The organism is Streptomyces sp. NPDC054866 (genome assembly GCF_053610745.1).
Map to the genome: position 1 here is coordinate 282591 of NZ_JBSGZA010000010.1, position 24654 is coordinate 307244.

Consider the following 24654-nt stretch of genomic DNA (forward strand, 5'->3'; position numbering starts at 1 on the left):
CCGGGGGGAGGGGCGCGTGCGGAGGGGAACGCTCATGGGACGTTCCTCGCCAGGAAAGATCCACGTTGACGTGACCACGCCCCGCGCGACGACAACACGGGTATGCGTGTCGTCATCGTCACCGAATCCTTCCCTCCCGACGTCAACGGCGTGGCGCACTGCGCCCTGCAGACCGCCCGGCAGCTCGCCGCCCGCGGTCACGACCCCCTCGTCATCGCCCCGGCACCCGCGGCCGGGGCGGACGCCGCAGCCGATGCCAGTGCGCCCTGCCCCGTCATCCGCGTCCCCTCCCTGCCCCTTCCCGGATATCCGCAGGTCAGGGTGGCGCTGCCCAGCCGCCGTCTGTCGGCGGCGCTGAGCGCGCACCGGGCCGAACTCGTCCATCTGGCAAGCCCGTTCGTCCTCGGCGTGCGCGGCATGGCGGCCGCCGCGCGCCTCGGCATACCCGCCGTCGCCGTCTACCAGACGGATCTGGGCGGCTACGCCCGTACGTACATGGGGATGGGGGAGTCCACCGCCTGGCGCCGCATCCGCGCCGTCCACGCCGCGGCCGACCGCACCCTCGCCCCGTCGTCCGCCGCCCTGCGCGATCTCGTGACGCACGGGGTGCCACGGGTGCGGCTGTGGCCACGCGGTGTGGACACGGCCCGCTTCGGGCCCGCCCTTCGGGATGAGGCCGTACGCCGTGAACTGGCGCCGAACGGTGAGCTGATCGTCGGCTACGTAGGGCGTCTCGCCCCCGAGAAGCAGGTCGAACTCCTTGCCGGGGTGTGCGCTCTGGAAGGCGTGCGGCTCGTCGTCGTCGGCGACGGACCCAGCGAGGCCTCCGTGCGGGCGGCCCTGCCGGGCGCCGTCATGCTGGGGCGCCGCACCGGGAGCGAACTTGCCCGGATCTTCGCCTCGTTGGACCTCTTCGTGCACACCGGTCCCTACGAGACGTTCTGCCAGACCGTGCAGGAGGCCATGGCCAGCGGTGTGCCGGTGGTCGCGCCCGCCGCCGGAGGACCGCTCGACCTCGTCCTGCCCGGCCGCACCGGAGTCCTGGTGCCGCCCCAGGACGCCCTCGCGGTGCGTGACGCGGTCTGGGCGCTCGCCGCCGATCCGGGGCTGCGTGCGGCCTACGGAAGGGCCGGGCGCGCGGCCGTGGAGGGGCGGACCTGGGAGGCGGTGGGCGAGCAGCTCGTCGACCACTACGCCGAGGTGCTCGCCGCGCGGACGGCGGTGGCGGCATGAGGGCGGCCCTCTACAGGGAGACCACGGTGCGGCCCGGCGGGCCGCGTTCCGATGCGCTGCGCATCGTGCGGCTCGCGAACTTCGTCGCCCCTTCGTCGGGCGGACTGCGCACCGCGTTGCGGGAGCTGGGGCGCGGCTACCGCGCGGCCGGGCACGAGCCCGTGCTGGTCGTGCCCGGCGAGCGGGCCGGGATCCGCGACACCGACCAGGGCCGCGTCGTGACCCTGCCGGGTCCGTTGCTGCCCGGCACCGGCGGCTACCGCGTCCTCACGGACCGCCGAAGGGTGGCCCGGGTCCTGGAACGCCTGGCCCCCGACCGCATCGAGGTCTCCGACCGCACGACCCTGCGCTGGACCGGCGCCTGGGCCAGGCACCGCAGGATCCCGGCCGTGATGGTCTCCCACGAGACGGCGCACGGCGTCCTCAGCTCCTGGGGCATGCCCGAGCAGGCCGCCCTGCGTGCGGCCGACGCCCTCAACTCCCGTACCGCGCATGCCTATGCGCGGGTCGTGTGCACCACGGAGTGGGCCGAGCGGGAGTTCGTCCGCATCGGGGCGCGCAATGTCGTCCGCGCGCCACTCGGCGTGGACCTCGTGGGCAGCCGTCCGGGCCTGCGTGATCCACGCGTGCGTGCCCGGTTCGCGGGAGGGGGCGAGGTGCTTCTTGTGCTGTGCTCCCGGCTGTCCGTGGAGAAGCGGCCGGGTATGGCGCTGGACGCCCTGGAGGCGCTCCGCGGCCGGGGTGTTCCGGCGGTCCTCGCGGTGGCGGGGGACGGGCCGCTGCGTGCCCGACTCGAACTGCGGGCGCGCGAGCGGCGGTTGCCCGTGACGTTCCTGGGGCACCTCGCGGACCGTGCGGCCCTGGGGGCACTACAGGCAACGGCTGACGTCTGCCTCGCTCCGGGGCCCTGCGAGACGTTCGGGCTCGCGGCCCTGGAGGCGCTGGCGTGCGGTACGCCGGTGGTGGCCAGCGCGTCGTCGGCGCTTCCGGAGATCGTGGGCGGTGCGGGCGCGGTGGCGACGGACAGCGGCGAGGCGTTCGCGACCGCCGCCCAGGCTCTCCTGGCTCGCCCGGAGCAGAGCCGCAGGGAGACGGCACGCGCGCGTGCGGAGTGCTTCGGGTGGGAGGGGGCGGTGGGGGCGTTCTTGAGGGCACATGAGGTGGGCCCCGTCGGAGCCGGAGCTCCTGGCGGCGGGCGTGCTTCCTGCGAGGGACGTGCCTCGTGAAGCCGCTGCGTTTCGTGGCCATGGGTGACTCCCTGACCGAGGGCATCGGGGACCCCGTGGCGGAGGGGTGGCGGGGATGGGCCGCGCTGCTCGCCCCGTCCTGCGGGGCCGTCGAGTTCCACAACCTCGCCGTCAGCGGTTCCCAGACCGGGGACGTGCTGAACCGGCAGCTCCCCGAGGCGCTGAAGCTGCGGCCCGACCTGGCCTCCGTGATCGTCGGCGTCAACGACACCCTCCGCTGCACGTTCGACATCCGCGCGGTGGCCACTCGGCTGGACGAGATCTACGGAGCCGCCGCGCGGCAAGGCGCCCAGCTGCTCACCGCCTGCCTCCCCGACCCCGGGGCCATGCTCGGCCTCCCGGGGGCGCTGGCCCGCCCGCTGGCCAGGCGGCAACGCGCGGTCAACGCCGTCGTACACGCGCTGTCCGAGCGGTATGGCGCCGTCCACCTGCACCTCGCGGAGGACGAGTGGGTGGCCGACCGCACCCTGTGGAGCGCGGACCGGCTGCACCCCGGCGAGCGGGGCCACCGTCTCGTCGCCGCCCGCTTCCACGCGCTGCTCGTGGCTCGGGGCCTCGCGGCGGGCAGTCCGCCCTCGTGCGAGCCCCAACTGCCGTCGCCCACGCGGTCGGCGAGCCTGCTGTGGCTTGCCACCGCGGGGACCGGCTGGGTGGCGCGCCGGTGCACGGATCTGCTGCCCCAGCTGCTCACCCTCGCTGCCGACGAGGTACGCCATCAGGTGCGGGGCAGCAGTGCCCGGCTCGACCTGAGCGCCACGCACGCGGTGACGGCGGCCCTCGCCGCACTCACCGCGGCCGAGCAGCCGGACGCGGCGTAGGAGACCGTGGGCGACCTCAGCGCCGTGCCGCCGGGACGAAACGGAGCGGCGTCCCTGGCACCGCCTGGGCCGCACCGGCCAGATCGGCCTCCCTGACCACCGCGATCACCGGATAGCCCCCGGTCGTCGGGTGGTCGGCGAGGAACACCACGGGCAGGCCGTCCGGCGGTACCTGGACGGCGCCGATGACCATGCCCTCGCTGGGGAGTTCATCGGTGAACGCCCGCTCCAGGGAGGGCCCTTCGGTGCGCAGGCCGATGCGGTTGCTCGCCGAGGACACGCGGTACGCGCGCGTGGTCAGCGTGCGCACGGCCGAGGGAGTGAACCAGTCGGCGCGCGGTCCTGGCGTCACCCTCAGGATCAGCTCGCGGGGCGGCGCGGGGTGTGGGGCGGTGTCCACGCGCGCGTGGGGCGCGGCAACGCTCCCCGCACTTCCCAGAGGGATGACGGCCCCGTCAGCGAGCGGCGGTGGGCCGAGCCCGGAGAGCAGGTCAGTGGAGCGGCTGGCGAGCACCGGCTCGACCTTCACCCCGCCGCCGAACGAGACATAGCAACGTACTCCGGAGACGGCCGCTCCGACGTCGAGCAGCGCACCGGCCGGTACCCGCACGGGCGCGCCCCAGGCCACCGGGCGGCCGTCGACCGTCACCGCGCAGGGTGCGCCCACGACCGCCACAGTGACCGCGCAACGCGGTCGCACGGAGCAGCCGTTGAGGGTGGTCTCCAGGACGGCGGCGTCGGACGGATTGCCGACGAGGCGGTTGGCGAGGCGGGCCGCGGCCGGATCGAGGGCCCCGGAGCGCGGCACCCCGAGATGCGCGTGGCCCGGACGGCCCTGGTCCTGCACGGTGGTCAGCGCCCCGGCCCGTACGACGGCGAAGGCACGGTCCGTCATCGTGCCTCCGGCGTGGGTGCGGACGCCATGGGCACGAAGCGCACCCGCACCCCCGGGGTGAGCAGCGCGGCAGGCACGCGCGCGTGGTCCCACAGCACGGCATCGGTCGTGCCGATCAGCTGCCAGCCGCCGGGCGAGGCGCGCGGATACACCCCCGTGTACGGCCCCGCCAGGGCGACGCTGCCGGCCGGGACGCTCGTACGGGGCGTGGCCCGGCGAGGCACGTCGTAGCGCTCCGGCAGCCCGGTGAGATAGCCGAAGCCGGGCGCGAACCCGCAGAAGGCGACGCGGAATTCGGTCGCCGCGTGGATCCGCGCCACCTCCGTCACCGGCACCCCCCAGTGCGCTGCCACGTCCGCCAGATCGGGCCCGTCGTAGCGGACCGGAATCTCCCGTACCTCCTCCGCGCGTGCCGACAGCGGCGGAATGTCCAGGCCGGCCAGCTCCGCGCCGACGCGGCCGGGGTCGTCAAGGCCGTCCAGGAGCACCGTGCGGGCCGCGGGCACGATTTCCCGTACGCGGATCAGGCCCGCGGCCCTGCGGCGCAGCAGCTCGGCGTGGAGCGCCTGCGCCTCGTCGCCGTCGGCGAGTTCCACGAGCAGCGCCAGGTCGCCGACCGGAAGCACCCTCACGCGAAGGCCTCCACCCGGACGCCCGCAGCTTCGAGGCGTGCCCGGACCTGCCGGGCCAGGGCCACCGCCCCCGGGGTGTCGCCGTGCAGGCACAGCGAGCGCGCGCGGACGTCGATCCGCTGCCCGTCCCGGGCAATGACGGTCCCGAACCGGGCCATGGCCACGGAGCGTTCGACGACGGCGTCCGCATCCGTGATGACGGCACCCTCGCTGCCGCGCGGAACGAGCGTCCCTTCCGGGGTGTACGCCCGGTCGGCGAACGCCTCGGTGACGACGGGAAGTCCGGCCTTGTCGGCCACCTCCAGGAAGCGTGATCGGGGCAGCCCCAGGACGGTCAGCCCGTCATCCGCGAGTAGGACCCCTTCGACGACGGCGCGCGCCTGGTCCTCGTCGTGGACGACGCGGTTGTAGAGCGCGCCGTGCGGCTTCACGTAGGCCACGCGCGTGCCGGCCGCCCGCGCGAAGACCTCCAGGGCGCCGATCTGGTACGCCACTTCGGCCGCGAGCTCATCGGCGGGGACGTCCATGGAGCGGCGCCCGAAGCCCGCCAGGTCGCGGTAGGAGACCTGGGCGCCGATCCGCACCCCGCGTTCGGCGGCCTGCTCGCACACGCGGCGCATGGTGGCCGCGTCCCCGGCGTGGAAGCCGCAGGCCACGTTGGCGCTGGTGACGACGGAGAGCAGCTCCTCGTCATCGGTCAGCCGCCAGCGGCCGAAGCCCTCACCGAGGTCGGCGTTCAGATCGATCACGGCGTCGGCCGAGGCTTCCGTCATCTACGTAGATCTCCTGTTTCTCCTCGGCAGAGTGGTCGTGGGGCTCACACCAGCTCCTTCCCGCGCGTCTCGGGCAGCCCGAACAGCGCGAGTACGGCTATGGCATAGCCGATCGCACCGAAGACCAGCGCGCCGCCCACGCCCCAGCTGTCGGCCAGGAAGCCGACCATGGTGGGGAAGACGGCGCCCACGGCGCGACCGGTGTTGTACGTGAAGCCCTGCCCCGTGCCACGTACGGCGGCCGGGTAGAGCTCGCTGAGGAACGAACCGAAGCCGCTGAAGATGGCCGACATACAGAAGCCGAGCGGGAAACCGAGCACAAGGAGAAGGCCGTTGGCCCCCTCCGGGATGTTCGTGTAGGCGAGGATGCTGGCCGCGGAGAGGAACGCGAAGAGCGTGATGTTGCGTTTGCGGCCGAGCACGTCGGTGAGATAGCCCCCGGCCAGATAGCCGATGAAGGCACCGGAGATCAGGAACGTGAGGTACCCGCCCGTGCCGACCACCGTGAGTCCGCGCTCGGTCTTCAGGTACGTGGGCACCCAGGTGGCGAGCGTGTAGTAGCCGCCCTGTACGCCGGTGGACAGCAGGACCGCGAAGAGCGTGATGCGCAGGAGACCGGGCTTGAAGATCGCGGTGAACGACCCCTTGTCCGCGCTCTTCTTGCGCTCTTCGGCCGCCTCCGGGGCATCGTGCACATTGCGGCGTACGTAGACGACGAGCAGGGCGGGCAGCGCGCCCGTCCAGAACATCACGCGCCAGGCGATGTCCTCGTCGAGGAACTGGAACACCAGGGTGTAGACGATCACCGCGAGCGCCCAGCCGACCGCCCAGGAGCTCTGGATCGCGCCGAGCGTGCGGCCGCGGTTCTTCGCGGTGGCGTACTCGGCGACCAGGATCGCGCCGACCGCCCACTCGCCGCCGAAGCCGAGGCCCTGGAGGGCGCGGAAGACCAGCAGGGTCTCGTAGTTGGGCGCGAAGCCGCAGGCGACGGTGAAGACGGCGTACGTGATGACCGTGATCATCAGTGCCTTGACCCGGCCGATCCGGTCCGCGACCACCCCGGCGACCGCGCCGCCTATCGCCGATACGACCAGCGTGACCGTGGTGAGCAGGCCGGTCTGGCCGCTGTCCAGACCGAAGTACGCGGCCAGCGCGACCATGGTCAGGGGCAGCGTGAAGTAGTCGTAGGAGTCGAGGGCGTAGCCGCCGAAAGCGCCTGCGAAGGCGCGGCGCCCGCGCGGGCCGAGGGCGCGCAGCCAGCCGAACGCGCCGTTGTCGGCGGGGGGTTCGCCGTCCAGGGGAGGGGTGTCGGTCGACAGGGTCTGGGGCGGTGGGGGTGTGCTCATGGGCACCTCGCAGGAGGGGGACGGAGGGTGCGGAGCGGGCAAGGGGTGGGGCTCGTGGGCAGGGGGTGGGGTGCGGGCGGGGACTTGGCCGTGCCCGACAACGTAGAGGATCGTTCAACGATCCCTCAATACCCACGTTGTCTCGTTCTTGTATCTGCGATTGAATCCGGGCATGGCTGAGGGAATGGCTGACGCGAGCGGACTGGTCGACGACCGTGCGCTCCTGGGGCGCACCAGCACCGCGGAGCGGGTCTCGGGCATCCTCCGCAGCCGCATCGCCGAGGGCTACTTCCCGCCGGGAGCGCGCCTGTCGGAGGACAGCATCGGCGGCGCGCTCGGCGTCTCGCGCAACACGCTGCGCGAGGCCTTCCGGCTCCTCACGCACGAACGACTGCTGGTCCACCAGCTCAATCGCGGGGTATTTGTCCGAGTTCTCACGGTCGAGGACGTCGAGGACATCTACCGCACCCGGCGCCTCGTGGAGTGCGCGGTCGTCCGCGGCCTCGGCGATCCGCCCTTCGCGCTCGACGGACTCGCGAGCGCCGTCGCGGACGGCACGAAGGCGGCCCGCGAACGCAAGTGGAAGGGCGTCTCCACGGCCAACATCCACTTCCACCGGGAGCTGGTCGCGCTCGCCGGAAGCGCCCGCACCGACGAGGTGATGCGCAGCGTCTTCGCCGAACTGCGCCTGGCCTTCCACGTGGTGGACGATCCGCGGCGGCTGCACGAGCCGTACCTCGTACGCAACCGGCAGATACTGCAGACCCTCCAGGACGGGGACGCCGCGGAGGCCGAGCGGCTGCTCGCGGTCTACCTCGACGACTCGCGCCGCGGCCTCGTCGAGGTCTACGGCCGGCGCGTGGCGGAGGGCGAGCGGGCGGGCGGCTGAGCCCCGGCAGGCACTGGAAGGGCGCTGTCAGATCTGCGCCGTTTCGACCGTTGTCAGACCGAGGATCTAGTCTGTGCACCGTGACTTCGCCTGCCGTTACGGACACCGTTCCGCCCCAGCTCAGCGCGGGGCCGAGGCCCGCCCTGGGCCCGGCCGCCGACGAGGGCCTGGCGCGGCGGCTCCGCGCGCTCGCCTGCACGGCGCCGCTGCACGACCTGGACGTGCGCAAGGCCAACCTCGCGGGCGAGTACTCGGTGTACGCGATGGCGGAAGTGGCCCTCTCCGCCATCGACCTCGTCACCCTGAACATGGACTTCGACACCGGCGCCGACCACGAGCAGATAGTGGCCAGACTGCTCCCGCGCGTCGGAGCCCAGGCCCCCCGGCGCCCCGTGGCCGAGCACGAGCGCGTGGCCCGCTGGGTCCTGGAGAACCTGATCAACGTCGGCAGCGTCGACCGCGGCTTCCGCGCGGTCTACGGCACCTTCGCGCCCGACGGCACCTATGTGCGCAGGGACTACGACTTCAAGCTGATCGAAGAGGTGCCCGGGTACGGGGGGAGTGTCTATCTCCGTACGACGGACGAAGCGGTCAACGTCCTCGTGGGCGCCCTCGACACCGACGTCACCAGCGCCCAGATCGCCGCCGAGGTGAAGCTGGAGGTGCTCATCAGCCGAGGCCGCCTCGCCGACGCCCAGCTCGCAGCGGAACAGGCGCGCTATCGGACGGTGCAGTATTCGGAGACGCTCCGCAGGGCCCTGGACGCCACCCGGCGCAACGTCCGCGCGGTGGACTGGCTCCAGGCCGTCCCCGACATGATCGCGGAGGCGCTCGACCACGTCGCCGACCGCTACCGCCACGAGAACGCCATCCTGACGAACATCCGCAAGGCACGCGACGAGTCCGAGGACCCCGAGCACAAGCGCCGCGCCGCCGAGCTGGTCGACATCGTCAAGGACTGCATCCGCCGCCACACACAGCTCCAGTCCCGCCTCCTCGAAGCGGGCCCGCTGTTCCGCGCCGAGCAGGACCGCCAGGCCTTCGCGACGCCCACCTCACGGACCGGCCTCGATCTGTACGGCCAGCTCGTCGCCCCTCTGCTGCCGCTTCCGGTGGAGCAGGCGAGCCGCGTGACCGGCGCGTTCTTCGCGCGCGGGACGGGGCTGCGCACACCCGTGTCCGTCCGCGTCGGGGACCTGGTGGACATACTGCTCACGCCGCCGCAGGAGCGTGAGCACCTCGGCATGGAGATGCCCGAGCCCGACCTCATCGCCACGCCCGACGACAGCCGCTTCAGCGAGGAGCAGCTCGCCGACGCCATGGAGCTGCTCGACCTGCCGGCCGACGCGCCCCGGCGCCTCTCCGGACTGCTCGCCGACGCCCGCAGGCGCGACACCGAACTGCCCTATCTGGTCGCCCTCCTCGCTGTCCACGCGGCCAGCCCGCCGGTCGGCACCGCCTACCGCCAGGGCGAGGAGAAGCTCCTGTTCGCCGTGGACGACGGCACGGAACTCGACGACCCGGAATTCGGCGGCGCCGACCTCATCGTGGGCACGGCGCTGCTCGACGCCGCCGGCATGGCGGCCGGCCGGACGGAGGCCGCGTGAGCGCTCCCGACACCCGCACGACTCGCACGTACGACCGCCGCAAGGAGCACAAGCCGTGACCGAGCACCCCGCAGAGCACACCGCGTGGGGCGAGCCGGAGGCATCGGCGGCACCTGCCGCGACCGCCGCCATCACTCCGGCCGACGCCGCCGACGCCGCGCGCCTCGTCGCCTTCGGGCTCCAGCCCAAGCTCCAGCCGGCCCGCGACCAGGAGTACGCCGAGCTGCTGCGCCGGTACCGCGAGGACCCGCCGTTCGCGCGGCTCGCCGACGCCGTCGCCGCCGGGCTCGGGCTCGTCGTCCTGGAGGTGTCCCCGCGCGCGGGCATGGCAGTGACGGCCGCCGATGACTCCGTGTTCGCCGTCCGCATGGGCGACTACGCACGCCGTACGGCCGCCGACTCCACCGACCGCTTCCTGCACGGCCTCGCCCATCTCGCCGTAGCAGCGCTGGCGTTCCCGCGCCCCGAGGACCTCGCCGACGACGGCTACATCGGCCGCGTCACGGTCAACGGAGTGGACGCCTTCGTACGACAGGCCTGTCACCGCCTGGAGGAGCGCGCCGAGGAGCAGGGCGAGAACTCCGACCCGCAGACCGACGCCCCCGGTCTTGAGGCCGCCTGGCGGATCTGGGCCCGGCGCAGCTCGACGGGCGCCACCAAGGACGCCCGCCGCCTCGCCGGGTCGACCACCGGGATCATCGGCAAGGCCGTCGCGTTCCTCACCGACTCCGGGTTCCTGCAGCGCACGGGCGACGACTCCGGGGGCACGTACCGCACCACCGCCCGCTATCAGCTCCAGGTGCGCGACATGGCGGGCGGCGCCGCCATGGCCGAGCTCCTTGAGCTCGGCATCGTGCCCGTCACGGACGGGTCCGCGACCCTGTTGCCCCCCGAAGAGACGGACGATCTGGAGCTGGCCGCCGACGCGGGCCTGCCCTTCCACTCCTGAACGCGCCGACGCTCCCACGTCACCCCGCAACTTCCTGCGTCACCCCGCAACTTCCTGCTGTTCCGCACGACTTACGACGAGAGTCCGCCGCCATGTACGAGCTGTCCCGGGTCCGCCTCTACTCCATCGGCCCCGCCGGTGCGCGCTACGCCGACACCGTGCTTGACCTGCGCGGCGTCGGCGCGGAGGTGCCCGACCCCGCGCCCGCCCAGGCGGAGTTCTTCGAGGACGAGCCGGTCGGCCCTCCGCGCCGCCCCGCGCCCGCGGGCGTGCTCTTCCTGGAGAACGGCGGCGGCAAGTCCGTCCTGCTGAAGCTGATCTTCTCCGTGATGCTGCCGGGCCACCGGAACACGCTGGGCGGCGCGAGCTCCGGAGTGCTGCGCAAGTTCCTCCTCGCCGACGACTGCGGGCACGTCGCCCTGGAGTGGCAGCACACGCTGACCGGCGAGTGCGTCGTCGTCGGCAAGGTCAGCGAGTGGCGCGGACGACAGGTCTCCAACGACCCGCGGAAGTTCGCCGAGGCGTGGTACTCCTTCCGGCCCGGACCCGGCATGAGCCTGGACTCGCTGCCGGTCGCCGAGTCCACCGCCGTACGCCCCTCCGTGGAAGGCGCGTCGGGCGCCCAGGGGCGGCGGCGCACCATGAAGGGCTTCCGTGACGCGCTGACCGAGGCGGGCAAGGCGTACCCCCACCTCGAAGTGCACTGGGAGGAGATCCACGACCGCTGGAACGAACACCTCGGCGACCTGGGCCTCGACCCCGAACTGTTCCGCTACCAGCGGGAGATGAACGCCGACGAGGGCGAGGCCGCGGGCCTCTTCGCCGTCAAGAAGGACTCCGACTTCACCGACCTGCTGCTGCGCGCCGTCACGGACACCCGCGACACGGACGGCCTCGCCGACCTCGTGCACGGCTTCGGCAACAAGCTGGGCCGCCGCTCCGAACTCATCGCCGAGCGGGAGTTCACCGCGGGCTCCGTCGACCTCCTCGGGCGGATCGTCGACGCCGCCGACACGCGTGCGCGTGCGCGTGACGTGCACGCGGGAGCCGAACGGCGCACCCGCACGCTCGCCCGCCGCCTCTCCGCGCGCGGGGTCGCCGAGCGGAGCCGCGCGGGAGAGCTCGCCGAGCGGGTCACCGCCGCCGCGCGGACCGTCACGACGGCGGAGGAGGCACGCGGCAGGTCCGCGCTGATCTCCGCCGAACTGGCCTTCCGGCACGCCTCCTTGGCGCTCACCGTCGCGGAGAAGGCGGCCGCCGCGCAGCGCCGCGAGCTGGCCGACGCGCGCCAGCTGCACGCCGCCTGGCAGGCGGCCGAGGCCGTTCTGCGCCACCGCGCGGCGGCCGACCGCTCCGCGCGTGTGGCCTCCGCGATTCTGGAGGCCGAGCGGGACGCGGCGCCCGCCCTCGCCGCCCGCTCCAAGGCGGCGGCCGATCTCGTACGGGTCCTGCACACCGCGGCCGAGGGCGCCGAGTCGCTCGCGAACGAGGAGGAGGAGCGCTCGGCCGCGCTCCAGGAGACCGGCGAGGCCGCCCACCGCGACGCCACCGTCGCCGCGACCGAGGCGCAGCGCGCCCGCAGCGAGGCCGGACACCTCCGCCAGCGCCTCACCGAGGTCGAGCAGGAGACCGCGGAGGCGGTCCGTGCCGGCTGGCTCGACGACACCGCGCCGGACGCCGACCCGGCGCGCGCCGCGCTGGCCGCGAGCGATGCCGAGAAGGCCGCGGCGGCCGCCTGGGACACCGCCCGCGAGACCTCCCTGCGTGCCACCGAGCACGCCAAGGAGGCAGCCGCCGCCGAGGCCCGCGCCGAACTCACCGCGGCTCGCGCGTCGGACGCCGCGGACGCGGCCGAGCACGCGTACGACGCGGAACGCCGTGCCGCCGAGTCGATCGCCGGGGACGAGCGCCTCGCCGAGCTGCTCGGGCTTCCGGGGGCCATCTCCCAGAGCGCGGTGCCGCAGCCTCGCCAGGGGACTGCCGAGACGGGCGACGACAGCGAGAAGACGGCGACGGCCGACGCCACGGCCGCTGCCGCCCGCGCCACTGTCACGCGTCCCCTCGCCGAAGGCCCCCTCTCCCTCGCGGAGTTGGACCGCAACGCCGATGACCTCCGCACTCTCCTGGAGGACGGGGTCGCATCCGCCGAGCGGCAGCTCTTCGAACTGCGGACCGCCGCCGCCGACGACTCCCGGATCCTGGGCGCCCTCGGTGACGGCGGGCTCCTTCCGCCGGGCCCCGACGTTCTGGCCACCGTCGAGTTCCTCGGCGAGCACGGCATCCCCGCCCTGCCCGGCTGGCGCTATCTCGCGCAGGCTGTCGACCCCGCCGACCACGCGCGCGTGCTCGCCGCCAGGCCCGAGCTGGTCGACGGCGTCGTCATCACCGACCCCGCCACCCACGCACGGGCCCGCGAAGCCCTCGCGGGCGCCGCCCTGCTGCCCCGCTCCGCCGTGGCCGTCGGCACCGCGGCCGCCCTCCTCGCGCCGACCCCCGGTGAGGACGCACCAGGCGGGGACGTCTTCCTGGTACCGCCGAACCCCGCCATGCACGACGAACACGCCGCCGACGAGGAGCGCACCGCCCTGCGCGCGCGGGCGGCGCAGCGCGACGAGGAGATCCGGGCGCTCGCCGTGCGCCTGACCAAGGACCGCGAACTGGCCGCGCGGCTCGCCTCCTGGCGCGGCGGCTGCCCGGCAGGACGCATCGAAGAGCTCGCCGCCGCCGCACGCAGCGCCCGCGCCTTCGCCGAAGAGGCCGAGGCCGAACTGGCCGAGGCCCGCACGGTCCGGGCCGAGGCCGACGAGGCGGCGGCCGAAGCGGCACGCGCGCGTGACGAGCGCCAAGAGGCCGCCCAGCGCGCGCGGCGCGTTGCCGACGCACTCGCGGGGCTCGCGTTCCGCCTGCGCGAGCGCGCGGGCTGGCAGACCAAGCTGCGTGAACTCGCCGACGACGCCGTCGAGTCGGAGGCCCGCGCCCAGACCTGCCTGGACCGCGCCCGCGCCGCCGACGAGGACCGCCGCTCCGCCCAGCGAGCCGCCGACGACGCCCGCCGCACCGCGCGTGCCCTGCGTGCCGAGCGCGCCGAGATCGCGGGCGCCCCCGAGGACGTGCCCGAGGACACCAACGCCCCCAAGACGTCGCTGCCCGCCCTCCGCGAGGCCTACCGCGCCGCGTCCCAGCTCTACGAGAAGGTCGGCGTCGGCGCCGATCTGCGCGCCGAACAGGCCCGTGCCGAGAGCGACGAGAGCGGCGCCCTCGCCGAGCTCGACCGGCTCAGCAACAAGGTCCGCACCCGCGCCGCCCTGCTCCTGGAGGGCACGGACGGCTCCGACGGCCCCTCCCGGCAGGCCGCGTCCGCCCGCGCCGAGGCCCAGGTCCAGCTCATCGAGACCCGCGCCTCCGCCGCGAGCGAGCAGCTCGGCAGGCTCCGCGGCGAGGCCGAGCGGCTCGCCCCCCAGGACGACGCCGAAGCGCACACCGAGCTCCCCGAAGACCTCGTCCCCGCCGACGCCGAGCACGCGCAGGCCCTCCTGCGTACCGCCACCACCGAACTGGCCGCGCACACCGAGGCGTTGAGCCAGGCCAAGGACGCGCACGCCACCCTCCTGCAAGCCCACCGCGCCACGGAGGACGCCGCGGGAGGCTTCGACGAGACGGCGGCCCTCCTGCGTGACCTGCTGCGTGAACAGCACCAGGACACCGAGGGCGCCACAGCCGCGGAAGAGCCCGAGCCCTACCCCGGCACGCTCGAAGAGGCCCGCCAGTCCGCCTCGGAGGCCCGGCGCTCCCTGCGCGGCTGCGCCGCAGACCTCTCCGCCGCCGAGGCAGCCGTCCGCGAGGCCAGCGACATCCTCGTACGACACGCGAACTCCACGCGCTACGAGCAGGTGCGCACCCCCGCCCGCCAGCAGATCCGCGAGCTGCCCGCCTCCGCGCTGCCGGAGCACGCCAAGAAGTGGGCCGACGCCTTCGCGCCGCGCCTGCGCGTGCTCACCGACGAGCTGGAGCAGCTTGAGCGCAACCGCGACAGCATCGTGGACCGCCTCCGCGGGCTCGTGGAGTCCTCGCTCGCCACCCTGCGGTCGGCGCAGCGCCTCTCGCAGCTGCCCGAGGGCCTGGGGGAGTGGTCGGGCCAGGAGTTCCTGCGCGTCCGCTTCGAAGAGCCCGACCAGGCGACGCTGACCGAACGCCTCGGCGAGGTCATCGACGAGGCCACGCGGGCCGCGGTCAAGAAGAACTCCGACATGCGGCGGGACGGAATGTCGTTGCTCCTTCGCGGAGTTCAGGCCGCCCTTGAGCCGCGCGGCATCGCCGTCGAGATCCTCAAGCCGGACGCCGTGCTGCGCGCCGAGCGCGTGCCGGTCGGCCAGATGGGAGACGTCTTCTCCGGCGGCCAGCTGCTCACCGCGGCCATCGCCCTGTACTGCACGATGGCCGCCCTGCGCAGCAACGACCGGGGCCGCGACAAGCACCGGCACGCGGGCACGCTCTTCCTCGACAACCCCATCGGCCGCGCCAACGCCACGTATCTCCTGGAGCTCCAGCGGGCCGTTTCGGACGCGCTCGGTGTGCAACTGCTCTACACCACGGGCCTGTTCGACACGACCGCGCTCGCGGAGTTCCCGCTGGTCATCCGGTTGCGGAACGACGCGGACCTGCGGGCAGGGCTGAAGTACATCAGCGTCGAGGAGCACCTGCGGCCGGGCCTGCCGCAGCAGGACCCGGCCGAGGAGACCGTGCACGGCGAGATCACGGCGACGCGCATGTACAAGCGCCCGGCCCCTACGGCCTAGCCCAACAGGCCCGCCAGCCACTCATGGAAGAGACCGATGTGATGCTCGGTCGGCACGAGCACCCCGCCCCCGCGATAGGCGCGTGACGCCATCGCGGGCTGGGTGCGCTCGCAGGCCTCGAAGTCCTGTTCGTTGACCCGGTGGAAGAGCTCCACGGACTTGGCGAGGTCGACGCCGGACTCGACGACCTCGGGCGCGTAGAGCCAGTCGCACTCGACGACCGTGCGGTCCTCGGCCAGCGGGAACATCCGGTGCAGGATCACATGGTCGGGGACGAGGTTGATGAAGACGGTCGGCTTGATCGTGATCGCGTAGTAGCGGCGGTCCTGGTCCTCGGCGACCTCGGGAAGACGGCCGAAGCCCGCGCTGCCGTCGACGGTGAACCCACTGACCTCCTCGCCGAACGAGGCGCCGTGCCCGACGTAGTACTGGGCGGCGAACCCGTCCGCGAACTCCGGGAGCACGTCGGTCAGTTCGGGATGGATCGTCGCGCAGTGGTAGCACTCCATGAAGTTCTCGACGATCAGCTTCCAGTTGGCGCGCACGTCGTACGTGGCGCGCTTGCCGAGGGCGAGCCTTTCGGTTCCGTAGCGCTCGATGGAAGCCGTGTCGCCCAGACGTTCCACGGCAGCGCCGATGACGGTCTCCTCGAAGGAGGGCGGTTCGTCGGCCAGGCACACCCAGGCATAGCCGAGCCACTCCCGCAGCGCGACCTTGACCAGGCCGTACTCGGTGCGGTCGACGTCGGGCATCTTCACCAGGTTCGGCGCGGCGATCAGCTTGCCGTCGAGGTCGTACGTCCATGCGTGGTACGGGCATTGGAGCGCGCGGCGCACCTCTCCGGACTCCTGCGTGCACAGCCGGGCGCCCCGGTGGCGGCAGATGTTGAGGAAGGCGCGCAGCTCTCCGGAGCGGGAGCGGGTGACAAGGACGCTCTCGCGGCCGATCTGGACGGTGCGGAACGCGCCGGGTTTGCCGAGGTCGGAGGCGCGCACCGCGCAGAACCAGAGTGATTCGAAGACGCGTTCCTGTTCCTGCCGGAAGATCTCGGGATCGGTGTAGAAGTGCCCCGGCAGCGTGGTCATCAGGCTGGCGGCGGACGGGGCCTCAGGGGTCGTCGTCACGGTGGCGTACTCCTCAAGCGGGCGCGGCGGCAAGGCGGCTGGGGTCGAAGAGCTCGATGGGGTGATCGGTGGCGCCCCGCAGTGCCAGATCGGCGACGATCTCGCCGACGACCGGCACGAACTTGAAGCCGTGCCCGGAGAATCCGGCCGCGACGGTGACCGATTCCGGGTGGGCCGGGTGGCGGGTGATGACGAAGTGCTCGTCGGGAGTGTTGGAGTACATGCAGGTCGCGGCCTTGAGGAACTGCCCGGGCAGGGAGGGGATGTGGCGGCTCATGTGCTCCGCCATCGCGCCGACCTCGTGCTCGTGGACCGTGCGCTCGATGTCCTCGGGTGTGCAGGGCGTGCCCTTGCGGAAGAAGGCGACCTTGGCGCCCAGGTCGGGGCCGTCGATGGCAGGGAAGCCGTAGACCTGCACGTCGTCCGCGTCCTCCCAGATGTAGATCGGGTGGTTCTGCGGCAGGAAGGGCCGCACGCCGCCGGTCGGCTGGAACCAGTACATGACCTGCCGCTCGATGGTGAACGGCACCCCGACGTCCGTGAGGAGCCGCGGCGCCCAGGCACCCGGGCAGATCACCAACTGCCCTGCGGTGTAGGTGTCTTCGGGAGTGTGGACGCGGACACCGTCCCGGTACGGCTCCCAGCGTGTCATCGGCTCCTCGAAGTGCAGGTCGGCTCCCTGCTGCGTGGCGAGCTGCAGATGGGCGGCGACGGTGTTCTCGGGGCGGACAAGACCGGCGCGCGCCTCGTACAGCGCGACCTCGTCGTCGCGCGGGCTGAGTGTCGGGAAGCGGCGGCGTATCTCGGGGGCGTCGAGCATTTCGTGGGGGAGGTCCCACTGGCGTGCGGAGAGCAGCGAACCGGAGACGGCGCGGCTCTCGGGGCGGCCGATCATCACCCCGCCGCACAGGGTGGCTATCTCGCGGCCGGTGTCGCGCTCCAGGCGTGCGTACAGTTCGTACGAGCGCAGAAGCAGCGGTACGTACGCGGGGTCCTCGAAGTAGGACTGCCGGGTGATGCGCGAACCGCCGTGGCTGGAACCGCGGTTGTGGACGGGCCCGAACTTCTCCAGGCCGAGGACGCGGGCACCGCGCGCGGAGAGGTGGTGGGCGGCGGCGCTGCCCATGCCGCCGAGGCCGATCACGATCACGTCATAGGTGGGGGACACAGAGATTCCTCCAGAGCGCTGATGGGGCTTCAACCGGCTACCGGCGGATGCGGGTCATCTTCGGGTCGAACAGCGGCTCATCGGCGACCGTCGCGGGCACCTTCTCGCCGAAGTACTCGATGTGCACGCCCGCGCCCGCCTCCAGCGGCGGCAGCCACGCGTAGGCGACGCACCGGCCCAGCGTGTAGCCGTACGAGGCGCTGGTGACGTACCCGGCCGCGGCCCCGGCCGCCCCGTCGACGTACACGGGCTCCTTGCCGAGAACGACGGCGGCCGGATCGTCCAACAGCAGGGCGGTGAGCTTCCGTGCCGGGGAGCCGAGCTGTTCGAGCGCGGCGCGCCCCACGAAGTCGCCGCGGTCCATGCGGACCGCGAAGCCGACCCCCGCCTCGTAGGGGTTGTGTTCGGTGGTCATGTCGTGACCCCAGGCGCGGTAGCCCTTCTCCAGGCGCAGGCTGTTGAACGCCGAACGCCCGGCCGCGATCACGCCGTGTTCCTGCCCCGCGTCCCAGAGCGTGTCCCAGAGCCGGAGGCCGGTGTCGGCGTCCGTGTAGAGCTCCCAGCCCAGCTCGCCGACGTACGAAAGACGCATCGCCGTCACCGGGACATGCCCGATGTACGTCTCCTTGGCCCTGAAGTATCCGAACGCCTCGTGCGAGAAGTCGTCGTGGGTGAGCGGCTGGACGAGGTCGCGGGCGAGCGGCCCCCAGACGCCGATGCAGCAGGTGCCCGATGTGATGTCCCGCAGGTGCACGCCGTCGGGGGCGTGGCGCTGGAGCCAGTCGAGATCGGCCGGGCTGTTGGCGCCGACCTGGAAGCGGTCCGGGGCGAGCCGGGCCACCGTGAGGTCGGAGCGGATGCCGCCCGCCTCGTCCAGGAGGAGGGTGTACGTCACCGCGCCGGGCTTCTTGGCCAGGTTGTTGGAGGTCATGCGCTGCAGGAAGGCGAGCGCTCCGGGCCCCGACACCTCCAGGCGGCGCAGGGGAGTCATGTCGTAGAGGGCGACCTTCTCGCGGGTCGCTTTCGCCTCCGCGGCCGCGATCGGCGACCAGTGGCGGGCCGACCAGGCGTCGCGTTCGGGGACCTCGACGTCCGTGAGGAGCGGGGCGTTCGCCTCGTACCAGTGCGGGCGTTCCCAGCCGCCGCCCTCCAGGAAGACGGCGCCCAGCTCCTGCTGCCGGGCGTAGAAGGGGCTCACCCGCAGGGGCCGGGGCCGTTCCATGGGCTGGAGGGGGTGGAGGACGTCGTAGACCTCGACGAACTGCTGGGCGCCGCGGTCGGCGACGTAGGCGGGGGAGCGCTGGGCGTTCTCGAAGCGGGTGAGGTCGCAGTCGTGTACGTCGATGGAGGGCCGCCCGTCGACCATCCACTCGGCGACCGCCTTGGCCACGCCCGCGGAGTGCGTCACCCACACCGCCTCGGCCAGCCAGAAGCCGCGCAGCGCACGGGACTCGCCGAGGACCGGCATCCCGTCCGGAGTGAAGGAGAAGACGCCGTTGAAGCCCTCCGCGACGTCGGTGCCGCGCAGCGAGGGCAGCAGCCAGCCGCAGTCCTCCCAGCTCGGCGCGAAGTCCTCCTCGGTGAAGGGGTACGAGGACGGCATCTCGGCCGCGTCGTCGGATGCCGGGACCGTGAACGCGTTCACGGGCAGCGGACGGTGGGCGTACGAGCCGATGCCGATGCGGTCGGTGTGCTCACGGAAGTACAGATCGCGGTCCTGGAAGCGGAGGATCGGCTTCGAGGCCTCCGTACGCGGGTCGTTGACGCCGGCGAGCTCGGGGAGCGGCTCGGTCTTCGCGTACTGATGGGCGAGCGGCAGGAGGGGTATGTCGACACCGGCCATGCGCCCGATCACCGGACCCCAGAAGCCCGCAGCAGACACGACGTGGTCGGCGGGAAAAGTGCCCCGGTCGGTCACGACGGCGGTGACGCGTCCTTCCTCCTGCTCCACGCCGGTCACGGTGTGCCGGTCGAGGAAACGCGCTCCACGCGCGCGTGCCCGCTCGATCTGCGCACGGCAGGCGAGCACGGCGCGGGCGAGCCCGTCGTCGGGGGTGTGCAGCCCGCCGAGGACCTTGCTCTCGTCGATGAGCGGCCACATCTCCTTGCACCGGGCCGGGCCGACCAGTTCCGCGCGGATGCCCCAGGAGGCGGCGTACCCGGCCTTGCGGTGCAGGTCGGCCCAGCGCTCGGGCGTGGTGGCGAGTTCGAGGCCGCCGACCGGGTTGAAGCAGGGCAGACCGTCCACCTCCAGGGTCCCGAACTTCTCGACGGTGTACGTCGCGAAGGCGGTCAGGGTCTTGGAAGGTCCGGTCTGGAAGACGAGGCCGGGGGCGTGCGAGGTCGAGCCGCCGGGGGCGGGCAGTGGACCCTGTTCGAGGACCGTGACGTCGGTCCAGCCGCGGGCGGTCAGCTCGTCGGCGAGCGAGCAGCCGACGATGCCGGCGCCGATGACGACGACGCGGGGCGGCCGGGGCTCCGGGCCGCCGGTCGCGGAGGTGTCACTCACAGGACCACCACCGAACGCAGGACCTCACCGCGGTGCATCCTGCCGAACGCCTCCTCGACCTGGTCGAGCGTGATGGTCTCCGAGACGAAGCCGCCGAGGTCGAGCCGGCGGCTGAGGTACTGGTCGACGAGGATCGGGAAGTCCCGGCTCGGCAGACAGTCGCCGTACCAGGAGGACTTGAGGGCGCCGCCGCGCGAGAACAGGTCGATCAGCGGCAGATCGATCCGCATCTCCGGATCGGGCACACCGACCTGCACGAGCACACCCGCGTGATCACGCATGTAGAAAGCCTGTTTGTACGTCGACGGGGTGCCGACCGCGTCGATCGCGACGTCGACCCCGAACCCGCCGGTGAGTTCGCGGACGGCTTCGACCGGGTCCGTGCCACGGGAGTTGACGGTGTGCGTGGCGCCGAACCGGGTCGCCCCGTCGAGCTTGGCCTCGTCGATGTCGACGGCGATGACGCGGCGGGCGCCCGCCAGCGAGGCACCGGCGATCGCGGCGTTGCCGACGCCGCCGCAGCCGATGACGGCCACGGTGTCGCCGCGGCCCACCCCGCCGGTGTTCACGGCGGCCCCGTAGCCGGCCATCACGCCGCAGCCGATCAGTCCGGCGGCCTCGGGGCGGGCCGCCGGGTCCACCTTCACCGCCTGCCCGGCGGCGACCAGGGTCTTCTCGGCGAAGGCGCCGATGCCGAGGGCGGGGCTCAGGGGAGTGCCGTCAAGGAGGGTCATGGGCTGGGCGGCGTTGCGTGAGTCGAAGCAGTACCAGGGGCGGCCCCGCAGGCAGGAGCGGCAGGCTCCGCAGGGGGCGCGCCAGGCGAGCACCACATAGTCGCCGGGGACGAGATCGGTGACATCGGCGCCGACCGCCTCGATGGTGCCGGCGGCCTCATGGCCGAGCAGGAACGGGAAGTCGTCGTTGATCGCGCCCTCCCGGTAGTGCAGATCCGTGTGGCAGACCCCGCAGGCCTGCACGGAGACAAGTACCTCTCCCGGTCCGGGATCTGGCACGACGATCGTCTGCACCTCGACGGGTGCGCCCTTCTTCATGGCGACGACGGCACGGACCTCGTGTGGCACGGCCAGACTCCTCTGCTGTTGCGCACTGCACGACGGGTTGCGCTATGAGAGACATACTGGGAACGCCATCAAGAGGCCGTCAAGGGGTGGGAGTTAACCCTTGGCAAATCGGCTGGGCGCGGCGAAACACGATCGACACGCGACAGGTCCGGGTGCGCGGACGCGACGAGGGCGGAACCGGTGATCACCGGTTCCGCCCTCGTCGCATGTGTCTACTGACGGTCGGTCAGAAGCCGTACCCCATCCGCCGCGACAGCTCCACGGCCGCGGCGACCGTGCGCTTGGCGAGCTCGGTGAGGCGGTCCTCGGTCAGCCGGTACACGGGCCCCGACGCGCTGAGCGCCCCGATCACCTTGCCGTCGTGCGCACGCACCGGCGCCGCCACGGCGGCCAGACCCACCTCGAGCTCCTCCACGGCGATGGCGAACCCCTGGTCCACGACGGCCTCGAGCTCGCCGCGCAGCGCCACCGTCCCGGTCACCGTGTGCTCGGTCAGGCGCGGCAGCGTCCGAGCGATCAGGCCCTCGCGCAGCGTCGTCGGCAGATGGGCGAGGAGGATCTTGCCGCTGGAGGTGGCGTGCAGCGGGGTGCGCCTGCCCAGCCAGTTCTGCGCGGTCACGGACGCGGGGCCGCGGGCCTGCATGATGTTGACCGCGGCGTCGTCGTCCAGGATCGCGATGTTGACCGTCTCGCCCAGCTCGTCGGCGAGGTCGCGGCAGACCGGGCCGCCCTCCTGGGAGATGTCCAGACGCACTGCCGCCGCCCCCGCGAGGCGGAGTACGCCGGCCCCCAGGAAGTACTTCCCGCGGTCCTTGGCCTGGCCCACCAGGCCCCGGTTCTCCAGGACGCCGAGCAGCCGGAAGGCCGTCGACTTGTGCACCCCCAACTCGTCGGCGATCTCGGTGACTCCGGCCTCGCCGAGCCGGGCGAGTATCTCCAGGACGCTGACCGCGCGGTCCACGGACTGGACGGATCCCGGCGCCGCCTTCGGCTGTTTCTCGCGCGACTCGGGTCGGTTCTCGGGGCGATTCTCGCGCGGCTCCTCGTTCTGATCAGGCTGTTTCCGCGTGCCGGTCATATCTCAACTCTCACCACCTCGCGGCCTGTTGAAGCCGCATCTTCGGGAAGCCCTTGACGCGGTGGGCGTCCCGACCGGATTCTGTTGCGTATAGCGCTCCCTCGTGCGCCATACGAAACATCATGTTACCGAAGGGTCCTGGGCCGAGAAGGTGTCAGGACCGGGCCGAGAGAGATCAAGAGGGGGGCCCATGATTCCCGTCTGCCGCCTTGAAGACCTCCCCGCGGGCGAATCCGTCCGTGTCGACACCACACCTCCCGTCGCGGTGTTCAACGCCGACGGCGAGATCTACGCCATCGACGACACCTGCAGCCACCAGGACGCCTCCCTCTCCGAGGGGTGGCTCGAGGGCTGCCTGGTCGAATGCCCGCTCCATGCCGCCTCATTCGATCTCCGTACCGGACGGCCGACCTGCCTGCCCGCCCGCCGCGCCGTGCGCACCCACCGGGTGAGCGTGGACGACGGCACGATCCACGTCCACCTCGTGGCCGAGGAGGGTTCCGCCGCATGAGGACCATCACCGTGGTGGGCGCCTCGCTCGCCGGGCTCTACGCGGCGCGCGAGCTGCGCGCCCAGGGATACGACGGCCGGCTCGTGATCATCGGCGACGAGCCGCACCCACCGTACGACAGGCCGCCGCTCTCCAAAGACTTCCTCATCGGCAAGGCCGACGAGGCCCAACTCGCCCTGTCCGACGACGAGGAGGCCGACGAACTGGCCGCCGAGTGGCTGCTCGGGGTCCGCGCCCGAGGCCTCGACCCGCGCGGCCGCACCGTGCTCCTGGAGGACGGCCGGACCGTAGCGAGCGATGGAGTGGTCATCGCGACCGGCGCGTCCGCGCGCCGGCTGCCGGGGCCCCTCCTGGAGGGGGTGCACACCCTGCGCACCCTGGACGACGCCCGCGCCCTGCGCACGCAGCTCGTCGCCGGGCGGCAGCGGGTCGTCGTGATCGGCGGTGGATTCATCGGCGCCGAGACCGCGTCCTCGTGCGCGGCGCTCGGTCACGAGGTGACGGTCGTCGAGGCCGCCCCGCTGCCGCTTCTCCCGCAACTGGGCGCGGACATGGCGGCGATCTGTGCCGGACTGCACGCGCGCGGGGGAGCGGAACTCGTGACGGGCACCGGCGTCGCCGCGCTGCACGGCGAGAGGGCCGTGCACGCGGTGGAGCTGGGCGACGGCCGTCTGCTGCCCGCCGATGTGGTCGTCGTCGGCATCGGGGCCACCCCCAACACCGGCTGGCTCGCGGGCTCGACGCTCGCCCTGGGCGACGGAGTGCTCTGCGACGACGGCTGTGTCACCGGGCTGCCGCACGTCGTGGCGGTGGGCGATGTCGCCCGCGTGGGCGGCGCGCGGGCCGAGCACTGGACGAGCGCCACGGAACAACCCCGCGTCGCCGTAGGCAACTTGCTGGCCGGCCACACCGCCGAGACCGTGCGCCCGCTGCCGTACTTCTGGTCCGACCAGTACGGCTCCCGCATCCAGTTCGCGGGGCGGCGGCGCGCCGACGACACCGTGCGCCTCCTCGAAGGCACTCCGGAGGAGGGCAGCTTCCTCGCCGCCTACGAGCGTGAGGGGCGCACCACGGCGGTCCTCGCGGTGGACCGGCCGCGTCCGTTCATGCGGATGCGCCGCGGACTGCTGGCGGAGGTGCCGGTGGCGGCCTGACTGCCGGGTATATCTACAGGGAGTGCGTCTACCGGGAGCGCACGCACCAGGAGCGCACCCACCGGGAGCGCACCTAGGAGTGCGACAACTGCCCTGCCCGGCCACGCCTCCGTATGCGTTCCTCGCTCCGCGCCGCCGTCCGGGCCTGTCGGCGGGCCCGGCGCCGCTCGCGCCGCAGCTGACGCGCGGTGCTGCTCGGCACCGACACCACCCCGTGCCGCTGGTTCCACACCTGGCGCGTGACCCACACGTCCAGAACGCCCCAGGTGGCGACGACGGTGCTGGCCACGCTGCTGAGCACCATCGGGAAGGACAGCCAGGATCCGGCCAACGCGCACAGGAAGGCCGTCATCGCCTGTATCAGGGTCAGCGCCACGATGATCACGGCTCGCACCGCAGCCGTGCGCACCGGATCGGGAAGGCGCCGTCTGCGCGCCGGCTCCTCGATCCACAACTCCCTGCGGTCCTCGCCGGACTGACTCCTGGATGCCTCGTGCTCATCCTCGGTCGTCCTCTGGCGCTGTGCCGTGCCCATCAACTCGTCACTCCCCCGATGCCCCACGGGCCGTTGGATGAGATGCCGGCCGTTCCGACTCTCCAGTGGCTGCCCGATATACGCGGCTTTACGCCACCTGGTGACGGCATGCTGTCTCTGGTGCCCGCTGTCCCCAACTCCCGTACTGAAAGACGAACGAGAGGCCGGGAAGATTCCCACGGGGTTCGGGAAAGCGAAGAGATCCGGCCAACTGGGTTCAGGGGTAAGGCGGACTGTGCCGAGTGGCATGTGCCACACGCGGGATGCAATCTCCCGAATTGGAGGGACAACTGGGGACGTCCCTTTTG

19 protein-coding genes are annotated in these 24654 nt (G+C 72.7%); 9 read left to right on the forward strand and 10 right to left on the reverse strand.

Translation table 11 applies throughout. From position 1 onward, the window contains the following. Nucleotides 1-102: 102 nt before the first annotated feature. The 3 genes from ACWGI2_RS37690 to ACWGI2_RS37700 are packed head-to-tail and all read left to right on the forward strand — an operon-like array spanning nt 103 to nt 3298. Complete coding sequence (locus ACWGI2_RS37690) at nt 103-1233, forward strand: glycosyltransferase family 4 protein (protein WP_453700346.1); 1131 nt, start codon at nt 103-105, stop codon at nt 1231-1233. Then, nucleotides 1230-2459 carry a glycosyltransferase gene (locus tag ACWGI2_RS37695; protein ID WP_453700348.1) on the forward strand — a complete coding sequence of 410 codons (1230 nt, stop codon included), beginning with the start codon at nt 1230-1232 and terminating at the stop codon, nt 2457-2459. The genes ACWGI2_RS37690 and ACWGI2_RS37695 overlap by 4 nt, the downstream gene beginning before the upstream one ends. Beyond that, a complete protein-coding gene (locus ACWGI2_RS37700) occupies nt 2456-3298 on the forward strand; it encodes an SGNH/GDSL hydrolase family protein (RefSeq protein ID WP_453700349.1) in 843 nt (280 codons plus the stop codon). Before ACWGI2_RS37695 ends, ACWGI2_RS37700 begins: the two co-directional genes overlap by 4 nt. A gap of 16 nt (nt 3299-3314) precedes the next feature. On the opposite strand, the gene ACWGI2_RS37705 is transcribed toward ACWGI2_RS37700, so the two are convergent. The 4 genes from ACWGI2_RS37705 to ACWGI2_RS37720 are packed head-to-tail and all read right to left on the reverse strand — an operon-like array spanning nt 3315 to nt 6944. Further along, nucleotides 3315-4193, reverse strand: a complete 879-nt coding sequence (locus ACWGI2_RS37705; RefSeq protein ID WP_453700351.1) for a 5-oxoprolinase subunit C family protein — start codon at nt 4191-4193, stop codon at nt 3315-3317. Next, a complete protein-coding gene (locus tag ACWGI2_RS37710; RefSeq protein WP_453700353.1) occupies nt 4190-4825 on the reverse strand; it encodes a 5-oxoprolinase subunit B family protein in 636 nt (211 codons plus the stop codon). The genes ACWGI2_RS37705 and ACWGI2_RS37710 overlap by 4 nt, the downstream gene beginning before the upstream one ends. Continuing rightward, on the reverse strand, nt 4822-5598 hold the full coding sequence (locus ACWGI2_RS37715; RefSeq protein WP_453700355.1) for a LamB/YcsF family protein: 777 nt from the start codon (nt 5596-5598) through the stop codon (nt 4822-4824). The genes ACWGI2_RS37710 and ACWGI2_RS37715 overlap by 4 nt, the downstream gene beginning before the upstream one ends. Nucleotides 5599-5642: 44 nt before the next feature. Continuing rightward, nucleotides 5643-6944 (reverse strand): MFS transporter, encoded by a 1302-nt coding sequence (locus tag ACWGI2_RS37720; RefSeq protein ID WP_453700356.1) that lies wholly within the window; start codon nt 6942-6944, stop codon nt 5643-5645. A 172-nt stretch (nt 6945-7116) separates the two neighbouring features. Between ACWGI2_RS37720 and ACWGI2_RS37725 the strand changes: the two genes are divergently transcribed. The 4 genes from ACWGI2_RS37725 (at nt 7117) to ACWGI2_RS37740 (ending at nt 15185) form a co-directional block, all read left to right on the forward strand. After that, the gene (locus tag ACWGI2_RS37725; RefSeq protein ID WP_453700357.1) at nt 7117-7833 is read left to right on the forward strand and encodes a GntR family transcriptional regulator; all 717 of its coding nucleotides are present in this window, start codon (nt 7117-7119) and stop codon (nt 7831-7833) included. Between the two features lie 80 nt (nt 7834-7913). After that, on the forward strand, nt 7914-9440 hold the full coding sequence (locus tag ACWGI2_RS37730) for a hypothetical protein (protein ID WP_453700359.1): 1527 nt from the start codon (nt 7914-7916) through the stop codon (nt 9438-9440). A gap of 55 nt (nt 9441-9495) precedes the next feature. Then, nucleotides 9496-10389 carry a hypothetical protein gene (locus tag ACWGI2_RS37735; protein WP_160503694.1) on the forward strand — a complete coding sequence of 298 codons (894 nt, stop codon included), beginning with the start codon at nt 9496-9498 and terminating at the stop codon, nt 10387-10389. A gap of 92 nt (nt 10390-10481) precedes the next feature. Next, nucleotides 10482-15185: a hypothetical protein gene (locus ACWGI2_RS37740; RefSeq protein ID WP_453700360.1), complete on the forward strand. Its 4704-nt coding sequence runs from the start codon at nt 10482-10484 to the stop codon at nt 15183-15185. On the opposite strand, the gene ACWGI2_RS37745 is transcribed toward ACWGI2_RS37740, so the two are convergent. The 5 genes from ACWGI2_RS37745 to ACWGI2_RS37765 all read right to left on the reverse strand — a co-directional run bounded on the left by ACWGI2_RS37745 (nt 15182) and on the right by ACWGI2_RS37765 (nt 22146). Further along, nucleotides 15182-16309 carry an aromatic ring-hydroxylating oxygenase subunit alpha gene (locus ACWGI2_RS37745; RefSeq protein ID WP_453700362.1) on the reverse strand — a complete coding sequence of 376 codons (1128 nt, stop codon included), beginning with the start codon at nt 16307-16309 and terminating at the stop codon, nt 15182-15184. The genes ACWGI2_RS37740 and ACWGI2_RS37745 overlap by 4 nt on opposite strands. A 13-nt stretch (nt 16310-16322) precedes the next feature. Continuing rightward, nucleotides 16323-17477 carry an N-methyl-L-tryptophan oxidase gene (gene solA, locus ACWGI2_RS37750; protein ID WP_453700363.1) on the reverse strand — a complete coding sequence of 385 codons (1155 nt, stop codon included), beginning with the start codon at nt 17475-17477 and terminating at the stop codon, nt 16323-16325. A 37-nt stretch (nt 17478-17514) separates the two neighbouring features. After that, nucleotides 17515-19986 carry a GcvT family protein gene (locus tag ACWGI2_RS37755; RefSeq protein ID WP_453700364.1) on the reverse strand — a complete coding sequence of 824 codons (2472 nt, stop codon included), beginning with the start codon at nt 19984-19986 and terminating at the stop codon, nt 17515-17517. After that, nucleotides 19983-21068 carry an S-(hydroxymethyl)mycothiol dehydrogenase gene (locus ACWGI2_RS37760; protein ID WP_453700366.1) on the reverse strand — a complete coding sequence of 362 codons (1086 nt, stop codon included), beginning with the start codon at nt 21066-21068 and terminating at the stop codon, nt 19983-19985. The genes ACWGI2_RS37755 and ACWGI2_RS37760 overlap by 4 nt, the downstream gene beginning before the upstream one ends. A 226-nt stretch (nt 21069-21294) precedes the next feature. Beyond that, nucleotides 21295-22146 carry an IclR family transcriptional regulator gene (locus ACWGI2_RS37765; protein WP_453700368.1) on the reverse strand — a complete coding sequence of 284 codons (852 nt, stop codon included), beginning with the start codon at nt 22144-22146 and terminating at the stop codon, nt 21295-21297. Between the two features lie 190 nt (nt 22147-22336). On the opposite strand from ACWGI2_RS37765, the gene ACWGI2_RS37770 reads away from it, so the two are divergent. Both ACWGI2_RS37770 and ACWGI2_RS37775 read left to right on the forward strand, forming a co-directional pair. Next, on the forward strand, nt 22337-22657 hold the full coding sequence (locus ACWGI2_RS37770) for a bifunctional 3-phenylpropionate/cinnamic acid dioxygenase ferredoxin subunit (RefSeq protein ID WP_363211107.1): 321 nt from the start codon (nt 22337-22339) through the stop codon (nt 22655-22657). After that, nucleotides 22654-23811, forward strand: a complete 1158-nt coding sequence (locus ACWGI2_RS37775; RefSeq protein ID WP_453700370.1) for an NAD(P)/FAD-dependent oxidoreductase — start codon at nt 22654-22656, stop codon at nt 23809-23811. The genes ACWGI2_RS37770 and ACWGI2_RS37775 overlap by 4 nt, the downstream gene beginning before the upstream one ends. Before the next feature lie 73 nt (nt 23812-23884). Here the strand turns inward: ACWGI2_RS37775 and ACWGI2_RS37780 are convergent, their stop codons facing one another. Further along, the gene (locus ACWGI2_RS37780; protein ID WP_453399615.1) at nt 23885-24346 is read right to left on the reverse strand and encodes a hypothetical protein; all 462 of its coding nucleotides are present in this window, start codon (nt 24344-24346) and stop codon (nt 23885-23887) included. Nucleotides 24347-24654 lie beyond the last annotated feature (308 nt).

Bases quoted from the DNA above. Each gene is read 5' to 3' on its own strand.
- ACWGI2_RS37775 (WP_453700370.1), top strand. From the start codon at position 22,654: ATGAGGACCATCACCGTGGTGGGCGCCTCGCTCGCCGGGCTCTACGCG.
- ACWGI2_RS37715 (WP_453700355.1), bottom strand. From the start codon at position 5,598: ATGACGGAAGCCTCGGCCGACGCCGTGATCGATCTGAACGCCGACCTC.
- ACWGI2_RS37695 (WP_453700348.1), top strand. From the start codon at position 1,230: ATGAGGGCGGCCCTCTACAGGGAGACCACGGTGCGGCCCGGCGGGCCG.
- ACWGI2_RS37725 (WP_453700357.1), top strand. From the start codon at position 7,117: ATGGCTGAGGGAATGGCTGACGCGAGCGGACTGGTCGACGACCGTGCG.
- ACWGI2_RS37690 (WP_453700346.1), top strand. From the start codon at position 103: ATGCGTGTCGTCATCGTCACCGAATCCTTCCCTCCCGACGTCAACGGC.
- ACWGI2_RS37780 (WP_453399615.1), bottom strand. From the start codon at position 24,346: ATGGGCACGGCACAGCGCCAGAGGACGACCGAGGATGAGCACGAGGCA.
- ACWGI2_RS37765 (WP_453700368.1), bottom strand. From the start codon at position 22,146: ATGACCGGCACGCGGAAACAGCCTGATCAGAACGAGGAGCCGCGCGAG.
- ACWGI2_RS37720 (WP_453700356.1), bottom strand. From the start codon at position 6,944: ATGAGCACACCCCCACCGCCCCAGACCCTGTCGACCGACACCCCTCCC.
- ACWGI2_RS37705 (WP_453700351.1), bottom strand. From the start codon at position 4,193: ATGACGGACCGTGCCTTCGCCGTCGTACGGGCCGGGGCGCTGACCACC.
- ACWGI2_RS37770 (WP_363211107.1), top strand. From the start codon at position 22,337: ATGATTCCCGTCTGCCGCCTTGAAGACCTCCCCGCGGGCGAATCCGTC.
- ACWGI2_RS37740 (WP_453700360.1), top strand. From the start codon at position 10,482: ATGTACGAGCTGTCCCGGGTCCGCCTCTACTCCATCGGCCCCGCCGGT.